This is a genomic window from Actinomadura violacea (assembly GCF_017573465.1).
GTDB lineage: Bacteria > Actinomycetota > Actinomycetes > Streptosporangiales > Streptosporangiaceae > Spirillospora > Spirillospora violacea.
Genome location: NZ_JAGEPF010000016.1, coordinates 186,320 through 204,359, shown reverse-complemented (window position 1 = coordinate 204,359; position 18,040 = coordinate 186,320). Strand labels below are relative to the sequence as shown.

The following is an 18,040-nucleotide window of genomic DNA, read 5'->3' as shown; positions in this document are numbered from 1 at the left end:
GCCGCGGAGTCGGGTGGCTCATTGGGTTCCTTCGCTGGTCCGGGGGTCATATCAAGGCGGTCTGTATCGGGCCGGGCGAGGCAGGTTCAGCGGCCTTGTGCTCGCGCCGGGCCGCGGGGCGCGGAACGGGGCGGCGTGCGGGAGCAAGGGCACCGGCGCGGGAAGCCTGTAGGGCGGTTCGTTCGGCCTGGCGCTGCTCGCGGGGCTGAGCACAGATCTCGCGCAGGATCCGCTTGGAGGCGTTCTCGGCCTTGCCCTCGTAGCGGCAGGCACCGCACCGGCCGACCTCGGAGTCGTGACGGCACAGCGTGGCCATGTTGGGGTCGGCGGCGGCGCGGGCGTTGTGGTTGTTGAGGCGGGCCTGAAGCGACGCGGGCCGTTGGCCTGCGGGGATGGTGAAAGGGTCCGCTTCCTGTACAGCGTAGATTCGCAGCGCCTCGACCTTTTGAGGGCCGAGCTTTCTCGCACAGTCGTCGCCGACGAACCATTCCTGGCTGGCGTAGATGCCTCTGCCGCACTTCAGGCAGACGTGGGTGTCGGTCGCGGCTAGGCGCGGACGGCGGGTCACTGATCCCCCCACATGATGCGGGCGGCGGTCGCGGGCTCCCCGTGCTTGCGGGTCAGGTCGGCGAGACGGGCGAGGCCGGCGGCGAGTTCGCGGCGGTCGCGACGGCTCAATTCCGCCGACTCGACCGGGATCTTGGGGGCTGGCTGCGTGGCGCCGTGTTCGTTGCTGACGGCCGCCCGTGGAGTGCAGCAACCCAGGAGCCGAAGCCCGGCTACCGACATCGAGGCACCGATTTTGGAGGCGCCGAGCAGTGGCTTGGGGGTCATCCGTGCCTCCTGCGGGACGTGCGGGCCTGGTTCACGCGGTCCATCGCGGTGCGCGCCTGACGACGGTCGTCGGCCGCGGGCAAGCCCTCCTCTTCGCCGTCCCGCTCGTGCACGCTGTTGAGGATCGGCAGTTGAGAGGCGTGGCCGGGCGGCCGGTGATCGCAGCGGCGAGGCCTGTCCTCGTCCTCGTTGTTCATGCCGTTGTGGTCGCAGCGCGGGCAGGCGTCGATCGCAGCGCGTCGGTCGCGGCCCGGGACGAGACGCAGCCCGGAGTGCGTCTCGGCCTCGCCTTCTTCGGCGGCGGTGCCGTGGACGGCGTCCTCAAGGTCCATGGCGGCGTTCAGGACGTCGGCGAGGTCACCCTCGGCCCAGGACTCCAGGTAGCGGCGCAGGTTCCGGACGGGCTGGCCGGCGGCCGCGGCGCGCTCGGACGCAACGGCGAAGGTGCGGGCGATCACGCCGTCGGTCGTTCCGGGGTAGCGGTTCCGCAGCCACCGGGCTGCGTCCTTCTCCTGGGCGGCACGGCTGACTTTCCGGGCCGTGCCGGTGGACACGGGCTCGACGGGTGAGGTGTTACGGGTAACGCCGGATTGGGTGCCTCCCCCCGCACCCCCCACCAGACCGGACGGACTGATCTCGTCGTCGCTGCTGTTGGTGTCTTCGTTGCTCTCGACGCGGCTGCTTGAGGATCTATCTAGTCCCGTCCCGGGGTTACGCGTAACGCCGCGCGTAACAGGTGGGCCGTTCTCGGGCGGAGCGTCGGGACAGCGCTTCGGCAGGCACAGGTGGTGTTCGCCCTTGTCGTGGGCTCTTTTCCGCTGCATCCGCAGCTTGGAGTTCGGGGCGTTGTCGCGGATAGACGGCGGCGGGATGTGGTCGTCGATCATCGTCACGGTGACGGTTACGGCGTCACATGTGACGGTCGATGTGACGTCACTGTTACGCGTAACGGATGCGGCGGCGGCGGAGTTATCCACAGGGCCTCCGTTACGCGGGTTGTTACGCGCAACGGAGACGAAGCCGGCCTTCTCCAACTCGGCGATGCACCGGTCCGGATCGGGCACATCCGATGCGCGGCGGGCCTGCTCGATCGTCAGACGGCCGTTCCAACGGCGTCCTAGGGAGCAGCGCTCAACCATCGCCTTGTAGTGCCAGCGCGCCTCATAGCTCACCGAGTCCCATTCACGCTGCTGCGTGAAGGTGTCGGAATAGCGCAGCCAGGCCATGGAGGCTCCTACGTCAACGAATCTCAGCGGGGTCATCGGGGAATCAGGACGCCAGGTCTCCCGGCCTACGGCGCTCTGATGGCCGTCATCCGCTGGCCCTGCGTTGAGCGCGGTGGCGGCAGATGCCTTGCTCGCGGTAGGTGCGCATGCAGTCGATGCACCGGTAGGACCGCTCCAACGGCTTGCTGCGGTCCCGCCAGAACGCGGCAAGCGACAGCTCGAACCCGCAGCATGAGCAGCGGCGCCGCATCGGCACCACGCACCCGCCGCGCGGCGCCGGCTTCGCCCACGTCCACGCCAGCAGGTCGTTGATCGGCTGGTCGTCGGGCACCATCGCGGCCAGCAGCACGATCAGTTCCTGCGCTGTCCGGTCGGTGATGCCTTGCTGCTGGCACCACGTCGCGACGCCGTGCGGGTCCAGGTCGCGGACGAAACAGATGATCTCTGCTGCGGCGGGGAGATGAGCGTTCAACCGGACGTCGCGCTCGTCGACGACTTCGCTCACCGGTCGTGGCCTTCCCGGCTACGGCCGCGCTGGTGCCTGGCTGCGGCACTGTCGTTGCGACGGATCGCTGCGCGCGTCTCGGCGGTCATCGCGGCGACGACACCCCCGCCGTCCTGCGCCTCGGTGAGCCCCAGGACCCACGTGTGGCACGACCGCAGGATTGAGCAGCCGCGGCAGCCGGCCATCGCTTCGGCTTCTCGGCCTTGGGCGCGCCAGGTTTCGGGGGCGAGGCTGCACGGGGTCGGCGGGTCGTCGGGCCCTGGCCGCGGCTGAGGCCTCGCGGTCCGGTAGTGGGTCCGGTCCAAGACAGGGATCGTCATTCGTGCCATCCGAGTTCGTCGAGGGCCTGGGCGATTCCGGCGTCGCGGAGAAGCCGGTCACCGATCACGCCGAAGGTGCGTTCCTCGACGGGGTCCGGCAGTACGTTGATGCGCTCGGGGTGGCCAGGCATGTCCTCGATGTCCACGCCCCCGGCTGTCCTGCAGCGGCGGCAGGCGCTGTCGCGGAGGCGGAGTGCGAGCCAGACGACGATGGTCAGCGTCGCGGCCATGAAGGCGACCAGGACGCTCCAAGCGGCCAGCTCAGTGCCGGTGATCACAAAGAGGTCGTTCACTGGTCGTGCGTCTGGAGGTCGGCGGTGTGCTCGGTGGCCGGCTGGTCCGCGCGGGCCTGAAGGCGGACCACTCCCGCGATCTCGGCCAGCGGCACGAGCGCCCGGCCGGCCTCCAGCTTCTCGACGGTCGCGTGCTGGGCGGTGACCGCATCCAAGACGCCGCGGGCGAGGACCGTCCGGTCCTGGCTGCGCAGCTCCAGACGGTGCCCGCGGTGCGGCTCCAAGAGCTCGGCCCGGTCCTTGATGGCCTTGGCGGTGGCCTCGTTGGGCGTGTGGGGGGCCGGGTCCTGGGACCGCTGCCACGCGACAGCGGCGTCCAGCGTCAACAGGGCCTTGGCGAGGTTCTCGTTCAGGGCGGCGGCGGCGAGCGCGGCGGTGAAGTGCGCTGCCGCCAACTGGGAGCGTGCGATCACCCACTCCGGGGCGTCTTCGCTTTCGGCGTCGGCCAGGATGCGCTCGCCCTCGGCGAAGTGTTGGGGGCCGTTCAAGAGGAATCTCCTGTGTTCGTCGCGGCGTCAGACCGCCAGGTCGAAGGTGCTGGCGGGGAAGATGGATCGCTGGATCGGGTCGGGGAGGTAGGCCAGGGACTCGGTGACGCGCGCGTACCAGGCGAGGGCGTAGTGCAGGCAGTTCGCGCAGCTGCGCTTGGCGCATGCGGGGTCGGGCCGGTATCGGCCGCCGATGGACCAGGCGCCCGAGTCGCAGGAGTCGATGAGGTCGGCGTACTTGCGGACGCCGGTGGTCTTGAACCCGAAGGCGTGGATGGGTAGTTCGGGGTCGAGGTCGCGGAGGGCGAGCAGGATCTCCCCGACTTCGTCGGTGCGTTCCCGGCGGCATACCGACCCCAGGCCGACGACGGCCTGCCATGTCAGGTCCACTCCGGCCTCGCCGTACATGTCCCAGCAGGTGAGGTAGTCCGCAAGCGTCTGCCCCTGGAGGGTCAGCATGAACGGGCATTCCTCGTCGGAGACGTCCGCCCACAACCGGGTCAGTTCAACGAAATTGGAGACGGTGCGGGCCTGGTGGTCGCGGACGGTCAGCCCGGTCTTGGCGAGCATCTGCCGCTCACACATCCAGTCCTGGGACGCTGCCCATCCGAGCTGCCCGATCTCGGTGTCGTAGCGGAGGACGGCGGCGACGTACTCGGCCGGGCTCGTCCGCCAACCCCCGTACAGGTCGAGCTCGGAGAACCCGCCGGAGTCCAGCGCCCACCAGTTGACCGCGGGACGCAGCGGGCGACCCGACGCGAGCCGGCGCGCGAGCCTGCGGTGGCTCACGAACAGCGGCGGCATGTCCGGGTGATCCAGGTGGAGCCACTCGTCCATGTGGGTGGTGAGGTTCACGGTGAGCACGTCGTGCCGGTCCTTAGCTCGGTGGGGTCTGGCCCGCCCCGGAGCAGGGAGAGCGGGGCGGGCCAGACAGTCAGCGGCGCCGCGGGCGCGGGAGGCGATAGCAGCGGCAGCCTGCCGCGACTCGGCGGAAGTGCATTCGGGTCGCGGCTTGGGAGGCCCAGACGATCGAGGACACAGCCGCCGGGGTCCACAGCGCGGCGATGATGACCGTCTCGATCGGGCTGACGAGTTGCCGGGCCAGCGCCACGATCGCCGAGAGCGCAGCAGCGACACCGAGGACGGCGCCGCCCAGCACGGCGCGGTGCAGGCACCGGGCCGTGCGGGGCCCCTTGTGGCGGGGGCGTGGCGCGGCGATCGTCACTGCCTGGCCCCGTTGGTCGCCGACAGTGCGCCCCGGAGCCGGGCGAAGGATCCGGACTGGCTGCCGTCTGCCGGCCGCGGCTCCTCCTGCTGCTGCCCGCTGGGCGGCGCGGCGGCGTGGGGGCTGGCCGGCGCCTGCCCGGGAGGGAAGGGCGGGTGCGTGAACTGGTCGGCGATGGTCTGCCGGTTGGCCTCCTCGAACCGGCCCTTGGGGTGGGGGCGGCCGGTCTCTTTGACGATCCTGGCGACGTTCCCCGCGTGCATCTCCGCCTTGCGGCGGGCCTTGTCCGCCTGGAGGTTCAGGTCGCCGAGGCTGGCGGCGACCGTGCGGAGCATCGCCTCCTGCGAGGAGATGTCCCGCTCGATCGCCTCCCGGCGGCGGTGGAGCTCCTCCAGGTCGTGGGTGCGCTTCTGGTGGTCGCTCTGCAGCGGGAGGGCTTCGTCGCGGATTCTCTTCTGCTCGTCCTCGGCGCGCAGGTGCATAGCCCAGTACTCGCTGAGGACGTCGTCGATGGCCTGGGCGTTGTTCTGGTCGCTGTTGAGCGTCACGGGTTCGGCCTTTCTCCGGTGCGGCTGCGGGAGGGCCGCTGTTTGGTCTTGCGGATGCGTGCGGTCCTGCGGGGCTCGTAGGGGGTCACGGTGTGCGTGGGTTCGAGGGCGGGCGACGGCGGGGGCAGGACGACCAGCCGGTACGAGGCGGACCCGAAGGCGTGGCGCAAGACCTTGCCGCCGGCGGGGGTCTTCGCGGTTCGCAGTCCGGTGGTCGACGCCGCGCGGGTCATGACGGCGTTCGCTGACGTCGGGGTCATGTGCAGGACGGCGGCCAGGTTCAGGTCCGGCAGCGGCACCGCCGGGTTGTTCTCCAACCAGTCGAGAAGGAGCCGTGCATCACGGATCTGCTGGTCGCGGGACGTCTGCTGAGCCATCAGAGCCCCAGGGCGATGGCGGTGGGGGTGGCGGAGTTCCGCAGGTCGGCGGCCAGCTCGCGGACGGAGGCGGCCCACCATCGGGCGCCACCGTAGGTTCCGTCGAGGACCGCGGTGAGGTCCCGGTGCAGGTCCGTGAGGGTCTCGATGTGGTTGTCGGCGAGGTCGCGGACCTCCGACCCGCAGCCGGCGGGGTTCCAGCCGGTGAACACCAGCGGGCCCGCCAGGGGACGGAACACCGCGCCGAGGCGGATCGCCATCAGGGCGCCGATGAGGTTTCGGGGGCACCGGTCGGGGAGCGAGAACCCGCAGTCGTTGACGAATCCGGCCATGCCGGTGCCGGGGTGCAGCGGGACGTGGTCGGCTCCCTCAGGGCCGAGTTCGGGCCTCCACTCCCCTCTGCGGATGTGGAGCTTCTGCTCGTTGTCGATCAACGCGTAGACGGTCATGTCCCTGTCCTGTCGTTGGTGGTCGTGCGGCCTCGGTCTCCGGCGTCCCAGGAGTGACGTAGGAGCCCGAGGTCGTACGCCCAGGCCGGTTCGGTGCCGAGTTCGTCGTGGCAGGGGCGGCACAGCAGCACGACGTTGTCCGGGTCGGTGATCGAGCCGCCTCGCGCTCGGGTGAGGGGCTCGTGGCCGTCGGCGGCGAACCGGTTGCAGCCGGGCCGGACGCAGTAGGGGTGCATGTCGGCGAGGGCCCTGAGCATCGGCCGCCGCACCCGGTAGGCGGCTTCGGCCTTCCGGGAACGAGGCCGAAGCCGACGCTTCGGCCGGGACGCCGGCAGCCCGGATTCGTCCAGGTCGGCCTGGTCGGGGCCGGGCTCGGTGGGCTTGTCCTGGGCGGTGCCCCGCTCCAGCGGCTTGCTGCGCTGGAGCGGGCTGCTGCGGCGGGGCATCGGGGACCGCTTCACGACGGCTCCCCCGCCTCGCGGGCAGCCTCCTTGGCAGCCTGGTAGGCGGCCTGGTGTGCGTCGGCGGCCAGGTCATCGGCGTTGGTGGCGGCCCACGCTTCACGGGGCAGGTTCACCACGCTGGGCGGCACGCGGTTGCCGCGGCCGGCCTGGTCTTCGTAGTCCATGAGCTGCCGCATCTCCGGGGAGGTCGGCAGGGACCTTGCGGCCTGGCGCACGACGGTCTTGAGCCACATGTCGTTGAACCGGGTGTGCCACAGCGAGTCGTAGGTCTGGTTGGCTTCGGCGCGCTTGTAGTCTTCGGACCATTCGTCGCGGATGGCCTCGGCGCGGGCTCGGTCACAGAAGTGGATCTGGGATCGGACGTTGCCGGGCAGCCACGCGAAGAAGTACGCCACCAGGGGCGTGCCGGGGCTGATGATGTTCTTCTGGTGGGTGAAGTCGTCGGGGGCGGGTTTGCCCTGGTCCAGACGCCAGGTGTCGCCGTGCCGGATGTGGTCGAACACTGGGGACTTCACCAGCCCGGACCGGTACATCAGCTCCAGGTAGCCCCCGTACATCGGGATGAATTCGGCGTGCTGGCCGCGCGCCACGATCACCGCGTGCTTGCCGTCCGGGAGGAGCCCGAAGTAGGCGGACTGCACCAGCGCCATCAACACGCTCTGTGGGTGGCAGCGCTGCAGGCGGGTGTCGTTGTAGAGGGCGGTGAGGGCAGCGGCCGCGAACGCACCGGGCTTCACACAGTCCGGGAGGGACTCGGCCCAGAACGGGGCGTGCGCGTCGATCCATCCCTTCAGGACGTCGCGGGTCGCCAGGTTCACCAGGCCGCCGCCGGCGTGCTGGTCGGCGTGCCCGAGTAGCCCTTCCGGCTGGTCTCCGGCCTGCCCAGGGGGGTTGAACGGGTTCACGGTCGGGGCGGCCCCCGCCCCCTTGCGGGGGTCGGGGGTGTCGCCGTGGGCGTCGTGGCCCTGGCCGGGGATGACCAGGCGGCGGACTCGGTCTTTCAGCGCGCTCATGCTCGTGTCTTCCTGTGGAACCGGGCCAGCCCGGCTCGGAACCGCGCCTCTGCGGCGTTCAGGGCGGCGGCCCTGGCGAGCGCGTTGGCCTCCACCGGGGAAGATCCCTTCCACCTGGCCGGCTTTCCGGGGACGGCCTCGTGGATGTCCCAGCGCGTGTAGCCGCCTGCGGCGGTGAACCTGCGGACGAAGAAGGGGCCGGTGCTGCTCATGCCGGAGATCCCGTCTTCGCTTGGGTGGCGCGGGTACGGGGCTTCTTGGCCTTGGGCTTGGGCGGCTTGTGGGTGCGCAGCACGCGGGCCCGGTACTGGCCGTACAGGTCCGGCCGTTCCTCCTTGAACCGGTCGAGGTCGAACACTTCCGCGGTGGTGACGTACTCGGCGGCCAAGTCGGGGTGGTCCTCGGCGAACCGGGTCCGGTTGAAGGTTCCGTTCGCGCACCACGACACGGCCTTGTGCCCGTCGACCATCCCGATCTCGGCGTCACCCATCGCGCGTCGGAGCCGGTTCTCGACTTCGCGGAGGTTCTCCTCCTCGGCCTTGATCCGGTCCTTGATGGCGTCCTTGGCGGCCTGGAGCCGTTTGGTCTCCTGCGCGTCGAGCAGGGTCACGGTGCCGGGCTTGACCCGCCACAGGTGGTTGAGGAGTTCGGTGGTGGCTTTGGATCCGTCCACGTCGGGCTCGACACCGCCGATGACGTGGGTGTCGTACCAGCCCTTGGCCCACTCGACGAGGTTGGCGAGGAACTCCTCGTCCCGCTCGATCCGGTACCACTTCAGGTGGTTGCCGCCGAGGAGGACGGCGACGTAGCCGGCTTCCAGCCCGGACACGGCCAGGCCCCAGTGGACCTGAAGCGCCACCGAGTCGGGGATGGAGTCCTCGTCGTCCCCCCATTCGTGGTCCTGGTAGGCCGACCTCTGCTTGCATTCCAGGAACGCGGTCGGCTTCGGCGGGGCCACCTGGTGGCGGCGGAGCTTGGAGCGGCGGCGGCGGCCGCGAGCCAGGCTCGGGCAGGTCGGGCAGTGGTCGCAGCACGCTTCGCAGGTCTCGGGGTCGCAGCACGGCGCTACGTCGCCCGTGTCGGTGGGCATTCCCGGCTGGTGGTTTCCGCAGCCGCAGCCTTGCACCACCAGGAAGTCGAGGTTGGCGCCCATCCAGTCGGCGTCGGCGTGGACCAGCATGCCGGGGTTGGGGCGGATGCCGTGGTGGGACTCCTCGGCGAAGGCCTCGGCGATCACGGGCTCCATGCGCTGTCCCCAGCGGGCGGCCTCCCGAACGCGGGCGGGCTTGGTGTTGGGCCGGGTGCCGCGCATCTCGTGCCAGACGGCCAGCGGGGAGGAGTACTCCCCCTTCTCCAAGCCCATGCAGGCGGCGATTCTGGAGGCGGTCATCCGCTGCGCGCGGGCGGCGTCCCAGTCGGCTTTGCGGGGGCGGGGCGGCAGCAGCAGCCTGCCGGTGGGGGTGGCCATGACCGTCGAGCGGGGCCGGTTGACGTGGCCGGCCAGGCTGCGGCGGGCCAGCTCCATGACGGACATTTCCCGGTGGGGGGAGGTCGGCCAGGGGGGTTGGGACAAGGTTGCTACCTCAGTTCCAGAATGGGGGCATGCTTTGACCTGCATGTCTATGGGTATGGCCATAACCATAATGGGAGCACCCATAGAACACAAGGGGTTTATGGGTGCTCCCATAACTCCGCCCGCCCGAGCCGCTTCGGGAAGGTATGGGCATGGCCATAGACTTGGCGCATGACCGACAGGACATGGTGGGAGTACGTGGTCCGGACTGCCGGCACCGACAATCAGTCGGAGATCGCCCGCAAGATCGGCCGCGACCAGTCCTCCCTGAACAAGTGGCCGCAGGGAGCGAAGCCGCGCGTCGAGTCGGTCCGCGCCTTCGCCGACGGCTACGGCCGGCCGATCCTTGAGGCGATGGTCGCTGCCGGCATCCTCACCGAGGAGGAGGCGCGGCAGGGGCTGTGACCCCCGCCGCGCGGTCACTCCCCACCGACCAGCGCCCGGACCTCATCCCAGCGCTGGGACACCAGTCCCAGGACTGCCTTCTCCCGCTCCATCCGCTCGGTCGCCGCACTCCACAACTGGTCGTCACGACACGCACTGATCTCGTCCTCAATCAGGGCGCTCATCGTGGCGGGGTCCAGCGCGTCCAACTCCCAGCTCGACCAGCCGTGCTCGCGGATGTAGCCGCGGGCGCGCGAGTCGGTCAATTTCGCCGGGTTCGGCGGCGGCCGGTGCTGGTCCACCTGGTCGCGGTTCAGCGCGATCCGTCGAACCTCGGTGTCCTCGGCACCGAAGAGAGCGAGCCGGTCGGAGATGTCGCGGGACATGTCGATCCCACTGGGGTCGTGGTCGCCCAGGTGAAGTACCACGGTGCCCTGTCCGGCGTCGGCGTAGCGGGACAGCCGGCGGGCCGCGCTCCACAGCTCCGACTGGCTGGTGTAGCCGCGGCAGGAGAAGTAGGGGATGTCGTTGCGGTTGCAGACCCTCTGGATCACGCCGACCAGGGCGTCCTTCTCGATCCACACTTCGACCCTGTTGGGCTGGTCGGCCCAGCGGTCGGTGAGGTACTGCGCGGCGACCGCGTCGATGATCTGCCGGGGGCCGTCCCAGTGCGCGAGCCCCCGCAGGTTGCGGGTGCGGTCGACGATGTAATGCCAGTCGATCAGGCCGGCCAGGCGGGCGTCGGACATGATCTCGCCGAGCCGCTTGTACTCGGACTGCCGGTTGGGGATCCAGTCGCGGGAGACGAACTGGTAGTAGAGCTGCCTCAACGTGAGGTCGTAGCCCTGGTTGGCGTAGTCGGCGCAGATCTCGTTCGCGCGGCGGATGATCGCCATTCGGTCTGTGGAGAACTGGCGGGGCACATACTCGATCCGCGGCATCTCAGTGGGTCCGCGTCCCGTGGGAGCAGCCAGTAGCGGCGCACCGCGCGATGACGTCGTCGGGAAGCCGCTCGCGATGGTCGGCCAGACGCTTGTAGGTAGCGTCGGAATGGGCCGCGGCCCACAAGCGCTTCCTTGATCGTGCGCGCTTCGGGTTGGCCGTCGGCTGCTGCATACTCTTCTTCACGACCCGTTGTCTCCTGTCTGCGGGTCACGGCCTGGGACGGCCCCCGGATTCACGGTCTGGGGGCCGTTCGCCGTTAAGCCGCTGTTGTGTGCTCCGGCTCGATCTGGGCGTGCCGAGCGATGATGTGCCTGGCCTCGCCGGCGAAGAGCGGGGCGAGCCGGGCTATGTGTTGCGGGGTGGGAGCAGGCGCGTTCTCGGCGACCTCGCGGTGCGCGGCCTGCCGGATCGCCGCACGCTTCTCGGCAGGCACCGAGGCGCGCAGTTCGGCGAGGGTGCTCACAGAGCCGCCCTGGTGGCCTCACGGCGAGCCCGCCGGGCGGCGGCGGAAAGCTTGCCCAGCCTCTTGTAGAACTGCCGCTTGGCTTCGTTCGCCCGACGGAGGCGCTCGTCCTCGGGCAGAACCCGGTCAGGATCGACCTGGTTCTCGAACCGCTTGAGGGCCGCGGCTCGGGCGGGTTCCGTGCGGGCGGCCGGATCCTCGGTCTTCTGCCACGAGACCTGTACTGCCTGCCTCGCCCGATCCCGCCGCTGCTCCGGGGTCAATTCCACTAACACCCCCGTTCGTCTCTGCGTGTGGACAGAGGCTAGAACAGCGCTCCGCCTTTGCGCAAGATCGGAGAAGCGTTCGTCATCGACACTCTGCGCAGAGGCAGATAGGGAGTCGTGGCGCGTAGGTAAGACGTGCCGTTTCGAGCAGCGAAAACCGCCCGCGTTCTGCGGCGGCGCTAGCATCCAGGGCGTTCCAACGCTGTACTAAGGCGATACCGTCTGCATCAGCGCGGACTGAGACCTCAGAGGGTGGAGCAGATGTCCGATCGAGATCGCATGCTGGAGGCCCGCCGGCGCCGAGAGGAGGCCAAGGTCGAGGCCGCTCGGCGCTTCGGAGAGTGGCTGGAGGGGGAGATGACCGCGCGCGGCATGTCCAACGTCGACCTTCAGGGCGAGATCGGCATCAACAACAGCACGATCGGGTTCTGGCGACGCGGGGTCCGAATGCCCGACGACTGGGCAACGTTGCGGATGCTCGCCGACGTCATGGAGACGCCGGCGCCCCAGCTTGCCGTGCTGATCGGCTTCTTTCGCCCAGAGGAGCTGGGAGGCATTCAGCCGCCCGTCAGCTCCCGGACGCTCGCGTTGCAGTGGGTGCGCACCCACCCAGAGGAGTCCCTTGAAGCGCTGCACGATTGGATCCAGCGGGAGCCGCAGGCGGCGATGGCCAAGGTCATGCTGCCCATCGCGGAGTCATCAGCGGCCCGCCGGCAGCTCGGCATCCGCGGCTCTGATCGTTGACAGGCCCTTGACGCGCCGTCGCTAATTACGTCATGTGACAATATTGTCGCATTACGCGTCCGTAATGTTTCAGTTGAATCACGTACAGACCGGGCGGTATCCAATCGTGGGCAGGTGGGCGTCCTCTTCATGAACCAGCCGGGGGTAGGGCGATGTCGGAGGACGTATTTGGGAGACAGGGTTGCGAAAACTTCTACTCCTCGGCAGCGGGGCCGCTGCCATGGCCGTGTGGATCGCGCTCCCGGACCTGCCTGAGCGAGTTCGGTTCCCGATGCTCGCGTGGGCCAGCATCACCGCCACGGTGCTACTGCTCAAGGCGATCGAGCGACCACCACAGCCCGCCGAGCCCGCCTACCAGGCCGGCTTCGTGGACGGATATGACGCTGCCGCAACCACCGGACGCAAGGCTCAACAGAGCTAACGGCGCCCCACGTAACGGACCGCAGAAGGAGGCCCCGGCCCGCCACGAGCGCGCCGGGGCCTCGCCATGTCATCAGGCTGCCTTGTCGAACTCCCGCCACGTGACCTTGATGCTGTCTTCGATCGGTATATAGCGCCGGCCGCGCCCCACCTTTTGGAGCTCCAGCCGCGTGAAAAGGGTCCTGATGACCTCACGACGACGCGGCAGGTTGTCGGCGAGCCGATCCCAGGCAGCCTCCACATCAGCCCGGTCAGGCTTCACCAGGTCGCGCAACACCGGGAAGCGCTGCCCAGCCTTGATCTGGTCAGAGATCGAGTCGAGTTGCGCCTTCAGGTTCCGTTCGGTCGCTGCGAGCAGCTCGTCGGACATCCCGTTCAAGCCAGCGTTCTCGTACAGCTGATCCAGCCGGGTAGTCAGGTCCTCTTGCCGATCCATGAGGTTGCGCAGGTCCACCGCAGACCGCGTATCCACCATCATGACCTCGGCAGCCTCAGGCGACGACAGCCACTCGATGACCAGTTCGGTGACGTACAGGTCGATCTCCGCCAAGGGACGCGCGGTGCAGTGGCTGCGGCCGGGAAGTCTGCCTCTGCCGATGCATGTGTAGTAGCGGCGCCGGCGCTCGCCTGTGCCGGTCCACGCGGTGTTGCATGGACCTTCGCACACTCCGCACGTGAGCAGGCCGCTGAGCAGGTATTTGACCGTGTGCTCACGGCTCACCGCCGACGGCTTCTTCCCCTCCCAGGTCCCCCGCCCGTACTTGCCTGCCAGCGCCTGGTGGTCCTCCAGCGTGACCAGCGGGGCCCACTTGGCCGGGTACAGCTGACCTCGATATCTCCGGTACCCGGCGTAGGTCGGATTCGCCAGGAGATATCGCAGGGTTACCGGCTCCCAACCCGACAGTGCAGAGGTCAGAATCCCCCGCTCGGTGAGCTCCCGGCAGATCGCGAACTCAGGATCGCCGGCGAGGGAACGGGGCACCACCACATCGGTGACGATGTCGGCTCTGGTGTACCACTCGATCCGGTGATTATCGGGCGTGAAGAGGGGGCCGAGAGCCCACCATGGCGGCCTGCGCTTCCTCTGGGGCATAGCCGTACCCGCCGCATCCCAGACCCGGTAGCCCAACGCCCACCGCCCAAGAGGCGTACACCACTGATCGGGGTGGCCTACGACCGCCAGCCACAGCACGAAGTTCACGCCCCACACGTTCAGCCGGCGACGATAGTCGGGTACCTGCTTGATCAGGTTGCCGGTCGTCTCCTCGTACAGCCGGTAGTAGCCGTAGGCGATCCCACCGTGCGGGTGCCCCTTCTCGGCCTGGGCCTTGGTGTCGCGCATGACTCGCTTGCGAGTGACTCCGACCTCGCGGGTCGCCAGCGCGAAGTACAGGTCGAGTTGGAAGGCATCGTCCGGGTCGGACAGGTCGTACAGACGACCCGACGCCGCGATCTTCACGCCTTCCCGCTCGCAGATCGCAGCGAGCGTCGCCCACACCAGCCGGTCACGGGTCAGCCGCGACGGCTCCCACACCACAAGGACATCGACCTCGCCCGCAGCGACCTGATCTTTCAGATCTTCCCAGTGCTCCCGTTTCCCCTTGGACCATTGGGAGGCTCCCCGGTCGTTGTCGACCCAGACACCCACCAGGTCCCACGACTCACGCGCGACGTGCGCGCGGCCCTCCACCTCCTGCTGAGCCACAGACCTGCCGTTGCGCATGTCCTTCGACACTCGCGCGTAGATCGCTGCTCGGAGCCTCACGTCACCCGCTGCCCGCACCGCCGCATCGGCGGTCGACTCCTCTGCGCGGTGTCGGCTTCTTGCTGTCATGCGGCGAACGCTAGCCGAAGAACCCTTGACAGAACAGAAGTAGGAACGTGCCGTACTACGAGCGGTTCGGGTTCCGGGTGACGCGGGAGTTGGCCATGCCCGGCAAGGGGTGCCCGCCGGTGTGGCTGATGTGGCGGGCCCCGGACGGCGGCTGACCGCTCTCCGACACGCGGGCGGCCGGGGACGCGGTCGCCCTACGCCGCCACATGCAGGCGGCCTGGTTGCGACCTGCTCCAACTCGCGCACTGTCATCTCCGGAGGCCGTCGACCACGTACGGCCGGGCAAGACGGGAGCACGAGGGTGCCAGACACGAAGCGGCCGCCGAGAGTTCGACTCCATGTCGTGATGGGGGCCGCCGTCCTCGGAACGCTCGCCGCCGGATGCGGCACCAGTGCCGCCGACGGACACAAGGACACGACCGGTCCCCGCACCTCGCCGAGCCGGCCGCCCGCGGTCACGCCGGTGACCGAAGCGCAGGCCAAGGCCGTTTTCGCCAACTACCAGAAGGTCAACAACCGAGCGAACGCGCAGGTCTCCGACGCGCTGCTGCGCTCCAACGAGACCGGCCCCATGCTGGAAGTCGACCTGGCGGGCAACAAGCGCATCCGCGCCAAGCAGGAGAAGAAGATCTCCGCCTTCTTCTACCGGGATGCTCAGTTCTACATCCCGCGCACCACGGGTCCCGCGTGGTTCGCCGTTACGGCGACGTCGACCGATGGCGGGGAGACCGAGATGCTCGTGTTCCTGGACACCGGAGGCGGCTCCTACAAGGCGACCGCCGGCCCATGGCTGGCGAAGGGCCAGAAGTTCCCGGCGATCGCCCGCAACTCCGACGGCTCGGCGACGGCCATCACGACCGGAGCCGCCCTCGGCGTCGGCACCAGGCTCTCCGACTACCTGAGTGCGGCGGCGGCCGGCAAGCGCCCCGCCGCCGGGTTCGCCCCGGGCCCGCTCACGTCGCAGCTCGGCAAGAGCTGGGCCAAGTCGGTGAACAGGACCAACGGCGGGCACCGGTGGTCGGGGGGCACGAACTGGAAGGCCCGGCCCCAACCGGTCTACGCGCTCAAGACGACCGACGGCGGAGCCCTGGTCGTGAGCGTCGCCACCCAGTCGGAGACCTACACGGCGATACGCCCCGACGTCTGGTTCCGGCCCGACCAGGTCTTCTTCGGGCTGGGCCCCGAGCGTTACTACACCCGTTTCTCGGGTGACCGCCTGTGGGAGTTCGCCACCCATGTCCCGCCCACCGGCCCGGCGGCCGTCCTCGCCAGCGCCACCCACTCGATATTGGCGACCGGTAGCTGACGGCGGCGCTTCCGGCCGTGCCAGGCCGGCGGGTCAGCCTGCCTGGTGGCCCGGTTGCAGGTCCGGCAGTGTGCGGAAGGTGAGCGGGGCGGCCCCGCCGTCCCCCGCCACCTCGATCGGGTCCAGCAGGAAACCGACGTGGTCTCCGGGGTCGACGCGCTCCAGGACGCGTCCGACCAGGTGGCGGCGGGCCGCGGAGAGCAGGGGTACGCCTTCGGGTCCCGGACGCCAGGAGCACCGGGCGAACTTGTCGACGTCGTCACCGGTCCGCGCACCGAACAGGGCGGCCAGTTCCCGCTGGCCTTCGTCCCGGCCGAGGACGTGCACGGCGAGGACCGTCGCCGCCGTGGCCGTCCTGTAGGTGCGGTTGCGCCGGGACAGGCACACCAGGAACCTGAACGGGTCGATGCTGGTCTGCGTAGCGAACCCGACCAGGCACCCGGCCCGCTCCCCCGTGCCCGGATCGGCCGCCGTCACCACGAACATCGGGTAATCGAACCCGGCGACGAACTCATCGCTGTCCACCCCGCCAGCCTATGCGGGCACGGTCACCCCGCGGCGCGGCGCCGGCGGTGCTCGCGGACGCGGTGGCGGACGCCGCAGATCTCGGCGGCGCACCAGACGCGCCGGCCGGTCGGGTCCAGGAACAGCATCCCGCAGTCGCGGGCGGGACAGGCGCCCAGCATTCCGGCCTCGGGCCCGGTGAGGTGCCTGGCCGCCTGGCGGGCGACGCGGCCGAGCGCCGCCCGGGTGGTCGCCGGCGGGCGGGTCCGCGGCCCGGACGGCCCGTCGCGGAGTTCGAGGGGCTCGTCGGCGCGGAGGTGCTCGTTGACGCGGGCGACGTCGCCGGGCGGCCAAGCGTTCCCCCGCAGGGTGGCGAGCGCCAGGACACGCAGGGATTCGCGCAGCTCGCGCGCCCGGACGAGGTCGTCCTCACCCGGCGCGTGCTCCGGGAGGAGGCCTTCGGCGTCGAGCCACTCGCGGAGCCTCGCCACGTCGCGGAGGCGTTCCACCGGCGTCTCGCCGTAGGCGTCGCCGACGGTGGCGACGAGGTCGAGCCACGTCGCCCCGGTGTCGAAGCGCAGCCGTTGGATGCGCGTGCCCGCGGACGCCACCCTGCCATGATACGCCTTGACACGTTACGTGCCATGTCCGGTCCATCCCCGCCGCTCGGCGAGCACGCCGCCCTGGAAGCGGCTGGTGGCGTTCATCATCCGCAGGAGCTCGGAGACCCGGCGCCGCACGGTCCGGACCGAGACGCCCAGGCGCCGCGCCACCAGCTCGTCCTTGGCCCCTCCGCCCAGCAGCGTGAGCATGGCGCGGTCCGTGGCGGCGAGCCGGAGCGGATCCCCGGCGGCGCGCTCCTCCGCCCCGTCCAGGAGGTGGTCGATGCAGCTCGCCTGCGACCAGCAGTTCTGGAAGAGGGCGTCGAGCGCCTCGACCAGCCCGCGGCCCCGGACGATCAGCGTCGCGTGGCCGCTGGGGCCGGTCCCGGTCTCGGTGAGGACGACCGCCTGCCGGTCCAGGAGCAGCAGGTCGACGGGCGGTTCGGGCAGCATCCGCACCTGGCCGCCCTCGTTCAGCCGGGGCCGCACCGTGTCGCGCAGCCGGTCGTCGGCGAAGAAGCCGTTGGGATAGACCAGGCGGAGGCGGACCCCGCGGCGCAGCGCGGCGAGCTCCGCCGGCTCGTGGTCGAGGTGCGTCCGGTCCGGCGCGCCCGGTCCGCCGGCCGGGGTGATCCGCGCGACCTCCCGGCGTGCCGCGCCGAGCAGCTCGGTGACCTGCAGCCGGGCGGCCTCCGGGTCCCCGATCCGGTCCACGGTGGGGGCGAGCCCGACCGAGCCGAGCACGGGATGCCGTTCCAGGAGCCCCGCCAGCTCACCGTAGAGCGTGGTGATGCTGCTGCGCTTGCGCGCGTACTCGGCGTCCACCTGGGCGCGCAGCCGGTCGGCGGCGACCATCGGGCCGTTCGCCGTCGGGCGCAGTCTGCCGACCTGCTCGGTGCAGACGAGCCCCGCGCGGATGAGCCGCGCGATGCTGTCGCCCACCTGGCGGGAAGGAAGCCCGAGCGCCTTTGCGATCTGTTCCGCCGTGCAATCGAAACGGTGGACGATGTGCCCGTAGACGATATTGTCCACTTCCTCCAGACCGAGCATATCCAGCATGTGAGAGTACACCCCTGGTCGCGAAGTCCGGCCCGCGCTTCCCTGGCCGGGCACCCAGGTCTTCGTAGCACCCGAGAGGAGAGATAAACGCACGAGACCCGGGCGCCCGGAGTATTCCCACGTAATCGAGGGGGTTTTCGAACTTCGAAATAGCGGACCACCGAACGTCCCGCCGAAACGGCCGCTCTGGATCGTTCG

At 69.9% G+C, this 18,040-nt stretch carries 26 protein-coding genes; 4 read left to right on the top strand and 22 right to left on the bottom strand.

The genetic code is table 11. The features are described from left to right. Window positions 1-46: 46 nt before the first annotated feature. From J4709_RS26495 to J4709_RS26420, 15 genes are all read right to left on the bottom strand, one after another. Window positions 47-568, bottom strand: coding sequence for a hypothetical protein (locus J4709_RS26495; RefSeq protein ID WP_208244501.1), 522 nt, complete (start codon window positions 566-568; stop codon window positions 47-49). Continuing rightward, entirely contained in the window at window positions 565-834 is a 270-nt protein-coding gene (locus tag J4709_RS26490; protein ID WP_208244500.1) for a hypothetical protein, read from the bottom strand. The genes J4709_RS26495 and J4709_RS26490 overlap by 4 nt, the downstream gene beginning before the upstream one ends. Beyond that, window positions 831-2,060 carry a hypothetical protein gene (locus tag J4709_RS26485; protein ID WP_208244499.1) on the bottom strand — a complete coding sequence of 410 codons (1,230 nt, stop codon included), beginning with the start codon at window positions 2,058-2,060 and terminating at the stop codon, window positions 831-833. Before J4709_RS26485 ends, J4709_RS26490 begins: the two co-directional genes overlap by 4 nt. Before the next feature lie 85 nt (window positions 2,061-2,145). Further along, window positions 2,146-2,565 carry a hypothetical protein gene (locus J4709_RS26480; protein ID WP_208244498.1) on the bottom strand — a complete coding sequence of 140 codons (420 nt, stop codon included), beginning with the start codon at window positions 2,563-2,565 and terminating at the stop codon, window positions 2,146-2,148. A gap of 316 nt (window positions 2,566-2,881) precedes the next feature. Further along, window positions 2,882-3,178, bottom strand: coding sequence for a hypothetical protein (locus J4709_RS26470; RefSeq protein ID WP_208244496.1), 297 nt, complete (start codon window positions 3,176-3,178; stop codon window positions 2,882-2,884). Next, window positions 3,175-3,666 carry a hypothetical protein gene (locus J4709_RS26465; protein ID WP_208244495.1) on the bottom strand — a complete coding sequence of 164 codons (492 nt, stop codon included), beginning with the start codon at window positions 3,664-3,666 and terminating at the stop codon, window positions 3,175-3,177. The genes J4709_RS26470 and J4709_RS26465 overlap by 4 nt, the downstream gene beginning before the upstream one ends. A gap of 27 nt (window positions 3,667-3,693) precedes the next feature. Then, a complete protein-coding gene (locus tag J4709_RS26460; protein ID WP_208244494.1) occupies window positions 3,694-4,530 on the bottom strand; it encodes a deazapurine DNA modification protein DpdA family protein in 837 nt (278 codons plus the stop codon). A gap of 70 nt (window positions 4,531-4,600) precedes the next feature. Then, complete coding sequence (locus J4709_RS26455) at window positions 4,601-4,891, bottom strand: hypothetical protein (protein ID WP_208244493.1); 291 nt, start codon at window positions 4,889-4,891, stop codon at window positions 4,601-4,603. Next, window positions 4,888-5,439 carry a hypothetical protein gene (locus J4709_RS26450; protein WP_208244492.1) on the bottom strand — a complete coding sequence of 184 codons (552 nt, stop codon included), beginning with the start codon at window positions 5,437-5,439 and terminating at the stop codon, window positions 4,888-4,890. Before J4709_RS26450 ends, J4709_RS26455 begins: the two co-directional genes overlap by 4 nt. After that, entirely contained in the window at window positions 5,436-5,816 is a 381-nt protein-coding gene (locus J4709_RS26445; RefSeq protein ID WP_208244491.1) for a hypothetical protein, read from the bottom strand. The genes J4709_RS26450 and J4709_RS26445 overlap by 4 nt, the downstream gene beginning before the upstream one ends. After that, on the bottom strand, window positions 5,816-6,265 hold the full coding sequence (locus tag J4709_RS26440; RefSeq protein ID WP_208244490.1) for a hypothetical protein: 450 nt from the start codon (window positions 6,263-6,265) through the stop codon (window positions 5,816-5,818). Before J4709_RS26440 ends, J4709_RS26445 begins: the two co-directional genes overlap by 1 nt. Further along, window positions 6,262-6,726 (bottom strand): HNH endonuclease signature motif containing protein, encoded by a 465-nt coding sequence (locus J4709_RS26435; RefSeq protein ID WP_208244489.1) that lies wholly within the window; start codon window positions 6,724-6,726, stop codon window positions 6,262-6,264. The genes J4709_RS26440 and J4709_RS26435 overlap by 4 nt, the downstream gene beginning before the upstream one ends. Then, window positions 6,723-7,742 (bottom strand): RecT family recombinase, encoded by a 1,020-nt coding sequence (locus J4709_RS26430; protein ID WP_208244488.1) that lies wholly within the window; start codon window positions 7,740-7,742, stop codon window positions 6,723-6,725. Before J4709_RS26430 ends, J4709_RS26435 begins: the two co-directional genes overlap by 4 nt. Continuing rightward, window positions 7,739-7,954, bottom strand: coding sequence for a hypothetical protein (locus J4709_RS26425; RefSeq protein WP_208244487.1), 216 nt, complete (start codon window positions 7,952-7,954; stop codon window positions 7,739-7,741). The genes J4709_RS26430 and J4709_RS26425 overlap by 4 nt, the downstream gene beginning before the upstream one ends. Continuing rightward, window positions 7,951-9,276 carry a YqaJ viral recombinase family nuclease gene (locus tag J4709_RS26420; protein WP_208244486.1) on the bottom strand — a complete coding sequence of 442 codons (1,326 nt, stop codon included), beginning with the start codon at window positions 9,274-9,276 and terminating at the stop codon, window positions 7,951-7,953. The genes J4709_RS26425 and J4709_RS26420 overlap by 4 nt, the downstream gene beginning before the upstream one ends. Before the next feature lie 210 nt (window positions 9,277-9,486). On the opposite strand from J4709_RS26420, the gene J4709_RS26415 reads away from it, so the two are divergent. Further along, window positions 9,487-9,720, top strand: a complete 234-nt coding sequence (locus tag J4709_RS26415) for a helix-turn-helix domain-containing protein (protein ID WP_208244485.1) — start codon at window positions 9,487-9,489, stop codon at window positions 9,718-9,720. Between the two features lie 14 nt (window positions 9,721-9,734). On the opposite strand, the gene J4709_RS26410 is transcribed toward J4709_RS26415, so the two are convergent. The 3 genes from J4709_RS26410 to J4709_RS26400 all read right to left on the bottom strand — a co-directional run bounded on the left by J4709_RS26410 (window position 9,735) and on the right by J4709_RS26400 (window position 11,376). After that, window positions 9,735-10,595 (bottom strand): hypothetical protein, encoded by an 861-nt coding sequence (locus J4709_RS26410; RefSeq protein WP_208244484.1) that lies wholly within the window; start codon window positions 10,593-10,595, stop codon window positions 9,735-9,737. Window positions 10,596-10,900: 305 nt separating this feature from the next. Next, entirely contained in the window at window positions 10,901-11,107 is a 207-nt protein-coding gene (locus tag J4709_RS26405) for a hypothetical protein (RefSeq protein WP_208244483.1), read from the bottom strand. Next, entirely contained in the window at window positions 11,104-11,376 is a 273-nt protein-coding gene (locus J4709_RS26400; RefSeq protein ID WP_208244482.1) for a hypothetical protein, read from the bottom strand. Before J4709_RS26400 ends, J4709_RS26405 begins: the two co-directional genes overlap by 4 nt. Before the next feature lie 258 nt (window positions 11,377-11,634). Between J4709_RS26400 and J4709_RS26395 the strand changes: the two genes are divergently transcribed. Together J4709_RS26395 and J4709_RS26390 are read left to right on the top strand one after the other, a co-directional pair. Then, the gene (locus tag J4709_RS26395) at window positions 11,635-12,117 is read left to right on the top strand and encodes a helix-turn-helix domain-containing protein (protein WP_208244481.1); all 483 of its coding nucleotides are present in this window, start codon (window positions 11,635-11,637) and stop codon (window positions 12,115-12,117) included. Between the two features lie 220 nt (window positions 12,118-12,337). After that, window positions 12,338-12,538, top strand: a complete 201-nt coding sequence (locus tag J4709_RS26390; protein WP_208244480.1) for a hypothetical protein — start codon at window positions 12,338-12,340, stop codon at window positions 12,536-12,538. A gap of 72 nt (window positions 12,539-12,610) precedes the next feature. On the opposite strand, the gene J4709_RS26385 is transcribed toward J4709_RS26390, so the two are convergent. After that, complete coding sequence (locus J4709_RS26385) at window positions 12,611-14,371, bottom strand: recombinase family protein (protein ID WP_208244479.1); 1,761 nt, start codon at window positions 14,369-14,371, stop codon at window positions 12,611-12,613. 346 nt (window positions 14,372-14,717) lie between these two features. Between J4709_RS26385 and J4709_RS26380 the strand changes: the two genes are divergently transcribed. Beyond that, on the top strand, window positions 14,718-15,677 hold the full coding sequence (locus J4709_RS26380; protein WP_208244478.1) for a DUF8094 domain-containing protein: 960 nt from the start codon (window positions 14,718-14,720) through the stop codon (window positions 15,675-15,677). A 33-nt stretch (window positions 15,678-15,710) separates the two neighbouring features. On the opposite strand, the gene J4709_RS26375 is transcribed toward J4709_RS26380, so the two are convergent. From J4709_RS26375 to J4709_RS26365, 3 genes are read right to left on the bottom strand one after another with little or no spacing between them, the layout of a single operon-like run. Then, a complete protein-coding gene (locus tag J4709_RS26375; RefSeq protein ID WP_307801569.1) occupies window positions 15,711-16,202 on the bottom strand; it encodes a flavin reductase family protein in 492 nt (163 codons plus the stop codon). 23 nt (window positions 16,203-16,225) lie between these two features. Further along, the gene (locus J4709_RS26370; RefSeq protein WP_208244477.1) at window positions 16,226-16,792 is read right to left on the bottom strand and encodes a CGNR zinc finger domain-containing protein; all 567 of its coding nucleotides are present in this window, start codon (window positions 16,790-16,792) and stop codon (window positions 16,226-16,228) included. A 24-nt stretch (window positions 16,793-16,816) separates the two neighbouring features. Next, a complete protein-coding gene (locus tag J4709_RS26365) occupies window positions 16,817-17,833 on the bottom strand; it encodes a TrmB family transcriptional regulator (protein WP_269757422.1) in 1,017 nt (338 codons plus the stop codon). Window positions 17,834-18,040 lie beyond the last annotated feature (207 nt).

Bases quoted from the DNA above. Each gene is read 5' to 3' on its own strand.
- J4709_RS26430 (WP_208244488.1), bottom strand. From the start codon at position 7,742: ATGAGCGCGCTGAAAGACCGAGTCCGCCGCCTGGTCATCCCCGGCCAG.
- J4709_RS26440 (WP_208244490.1), bottom strand. From the start codon at position 6,265: ATGACCGTCTACGCGTTGATCGACAACGAGCAGAAGCTCCACATCCGC.
- J4709_RS26445 (WP_208244491.1), bottom strand. From the start codon at position 5,816: ATGGCTCAGCAGACGTCCCGCGACCAGCAGATCCGTGATGCACGGCTC.
- J4709_RS26490 (WP_208244500.1), bottom strand. From the start codon at position 834: ATGACCCCCAAGCCACTGCTCGGCGCCTCCAAAATCGGTGCCTCGATG.
- J4709_RS26385 (WP_208244479.1), bottom strand. From the start codon at position 14,371: ATGACAGCAAGAAGCCGACACCGCGCAGAGGAGTCGACCGCCGATGCG.
- J4709_RS26380 (WP_208244478.1), top strand. From the start codon at position 14,718: ATGGGGGCCGCCGTCCTCGGAACGCTCGCCGCCGGATGCGGCACCAGT.
- J4709_RS26410 (WP_208244484.1), bottom strand. From the start codon at position 10,595: ATGGCGATCATCCGCCGCGCGAACGAGATCTGCGCCGACTACGCCAAC.
- J4709_RS26485 (WP_208244499.1), bottom strand. From the start codon at position 2,060: ATGGCCTGGCTGCGCTATTCCGACACCTTCACGCAGCAGCGTGAATGG.
- J4709_RS26395 (WP_208244481.1), top strand. From the start codon at position 11,635: ATGTCCGATCGAGATCGCATGCTGGAGGCCCGCCGGCGCCGAGAGGAG.
- J4709_RS26415 (WP_208244485.1), top strand. From the start codon at position 9,487: ATGACCGACAGGACATGGTGGGAGTACGTGGTCCGGACTGCCGGCACC.
- J4709_RS26390 (WP_208244480.1), top strand. From the start codon at position 12,338: ATGGCCGTGTGGATCGCGCTCCCGGACCTGCCTGAGCGAGTTCGGTTC.
- J4709_RS26425 (WP_208244487.1), bottom strand. From the start codon at position 7,954: ATGAGCAGCACCGGCCCCTTCTTCGTCCGCAGGTTCACCGCCGCAGGC.
- J4709_RS26365 (WP_269757422.1), bottom strand. From the start codon at position 17,833: ATGCTCGGTCTGGAGGAAGTGGACAATATCGTCTACGGGCACATCGTC.
- J4709_RS26420 (WP_208244486.1), bottom strand. From the start codon at position 9,276: ATGTCCGTCATGGAGCTGGCCCGCCGCAGCCTGGCCGGCCACGTCAAC.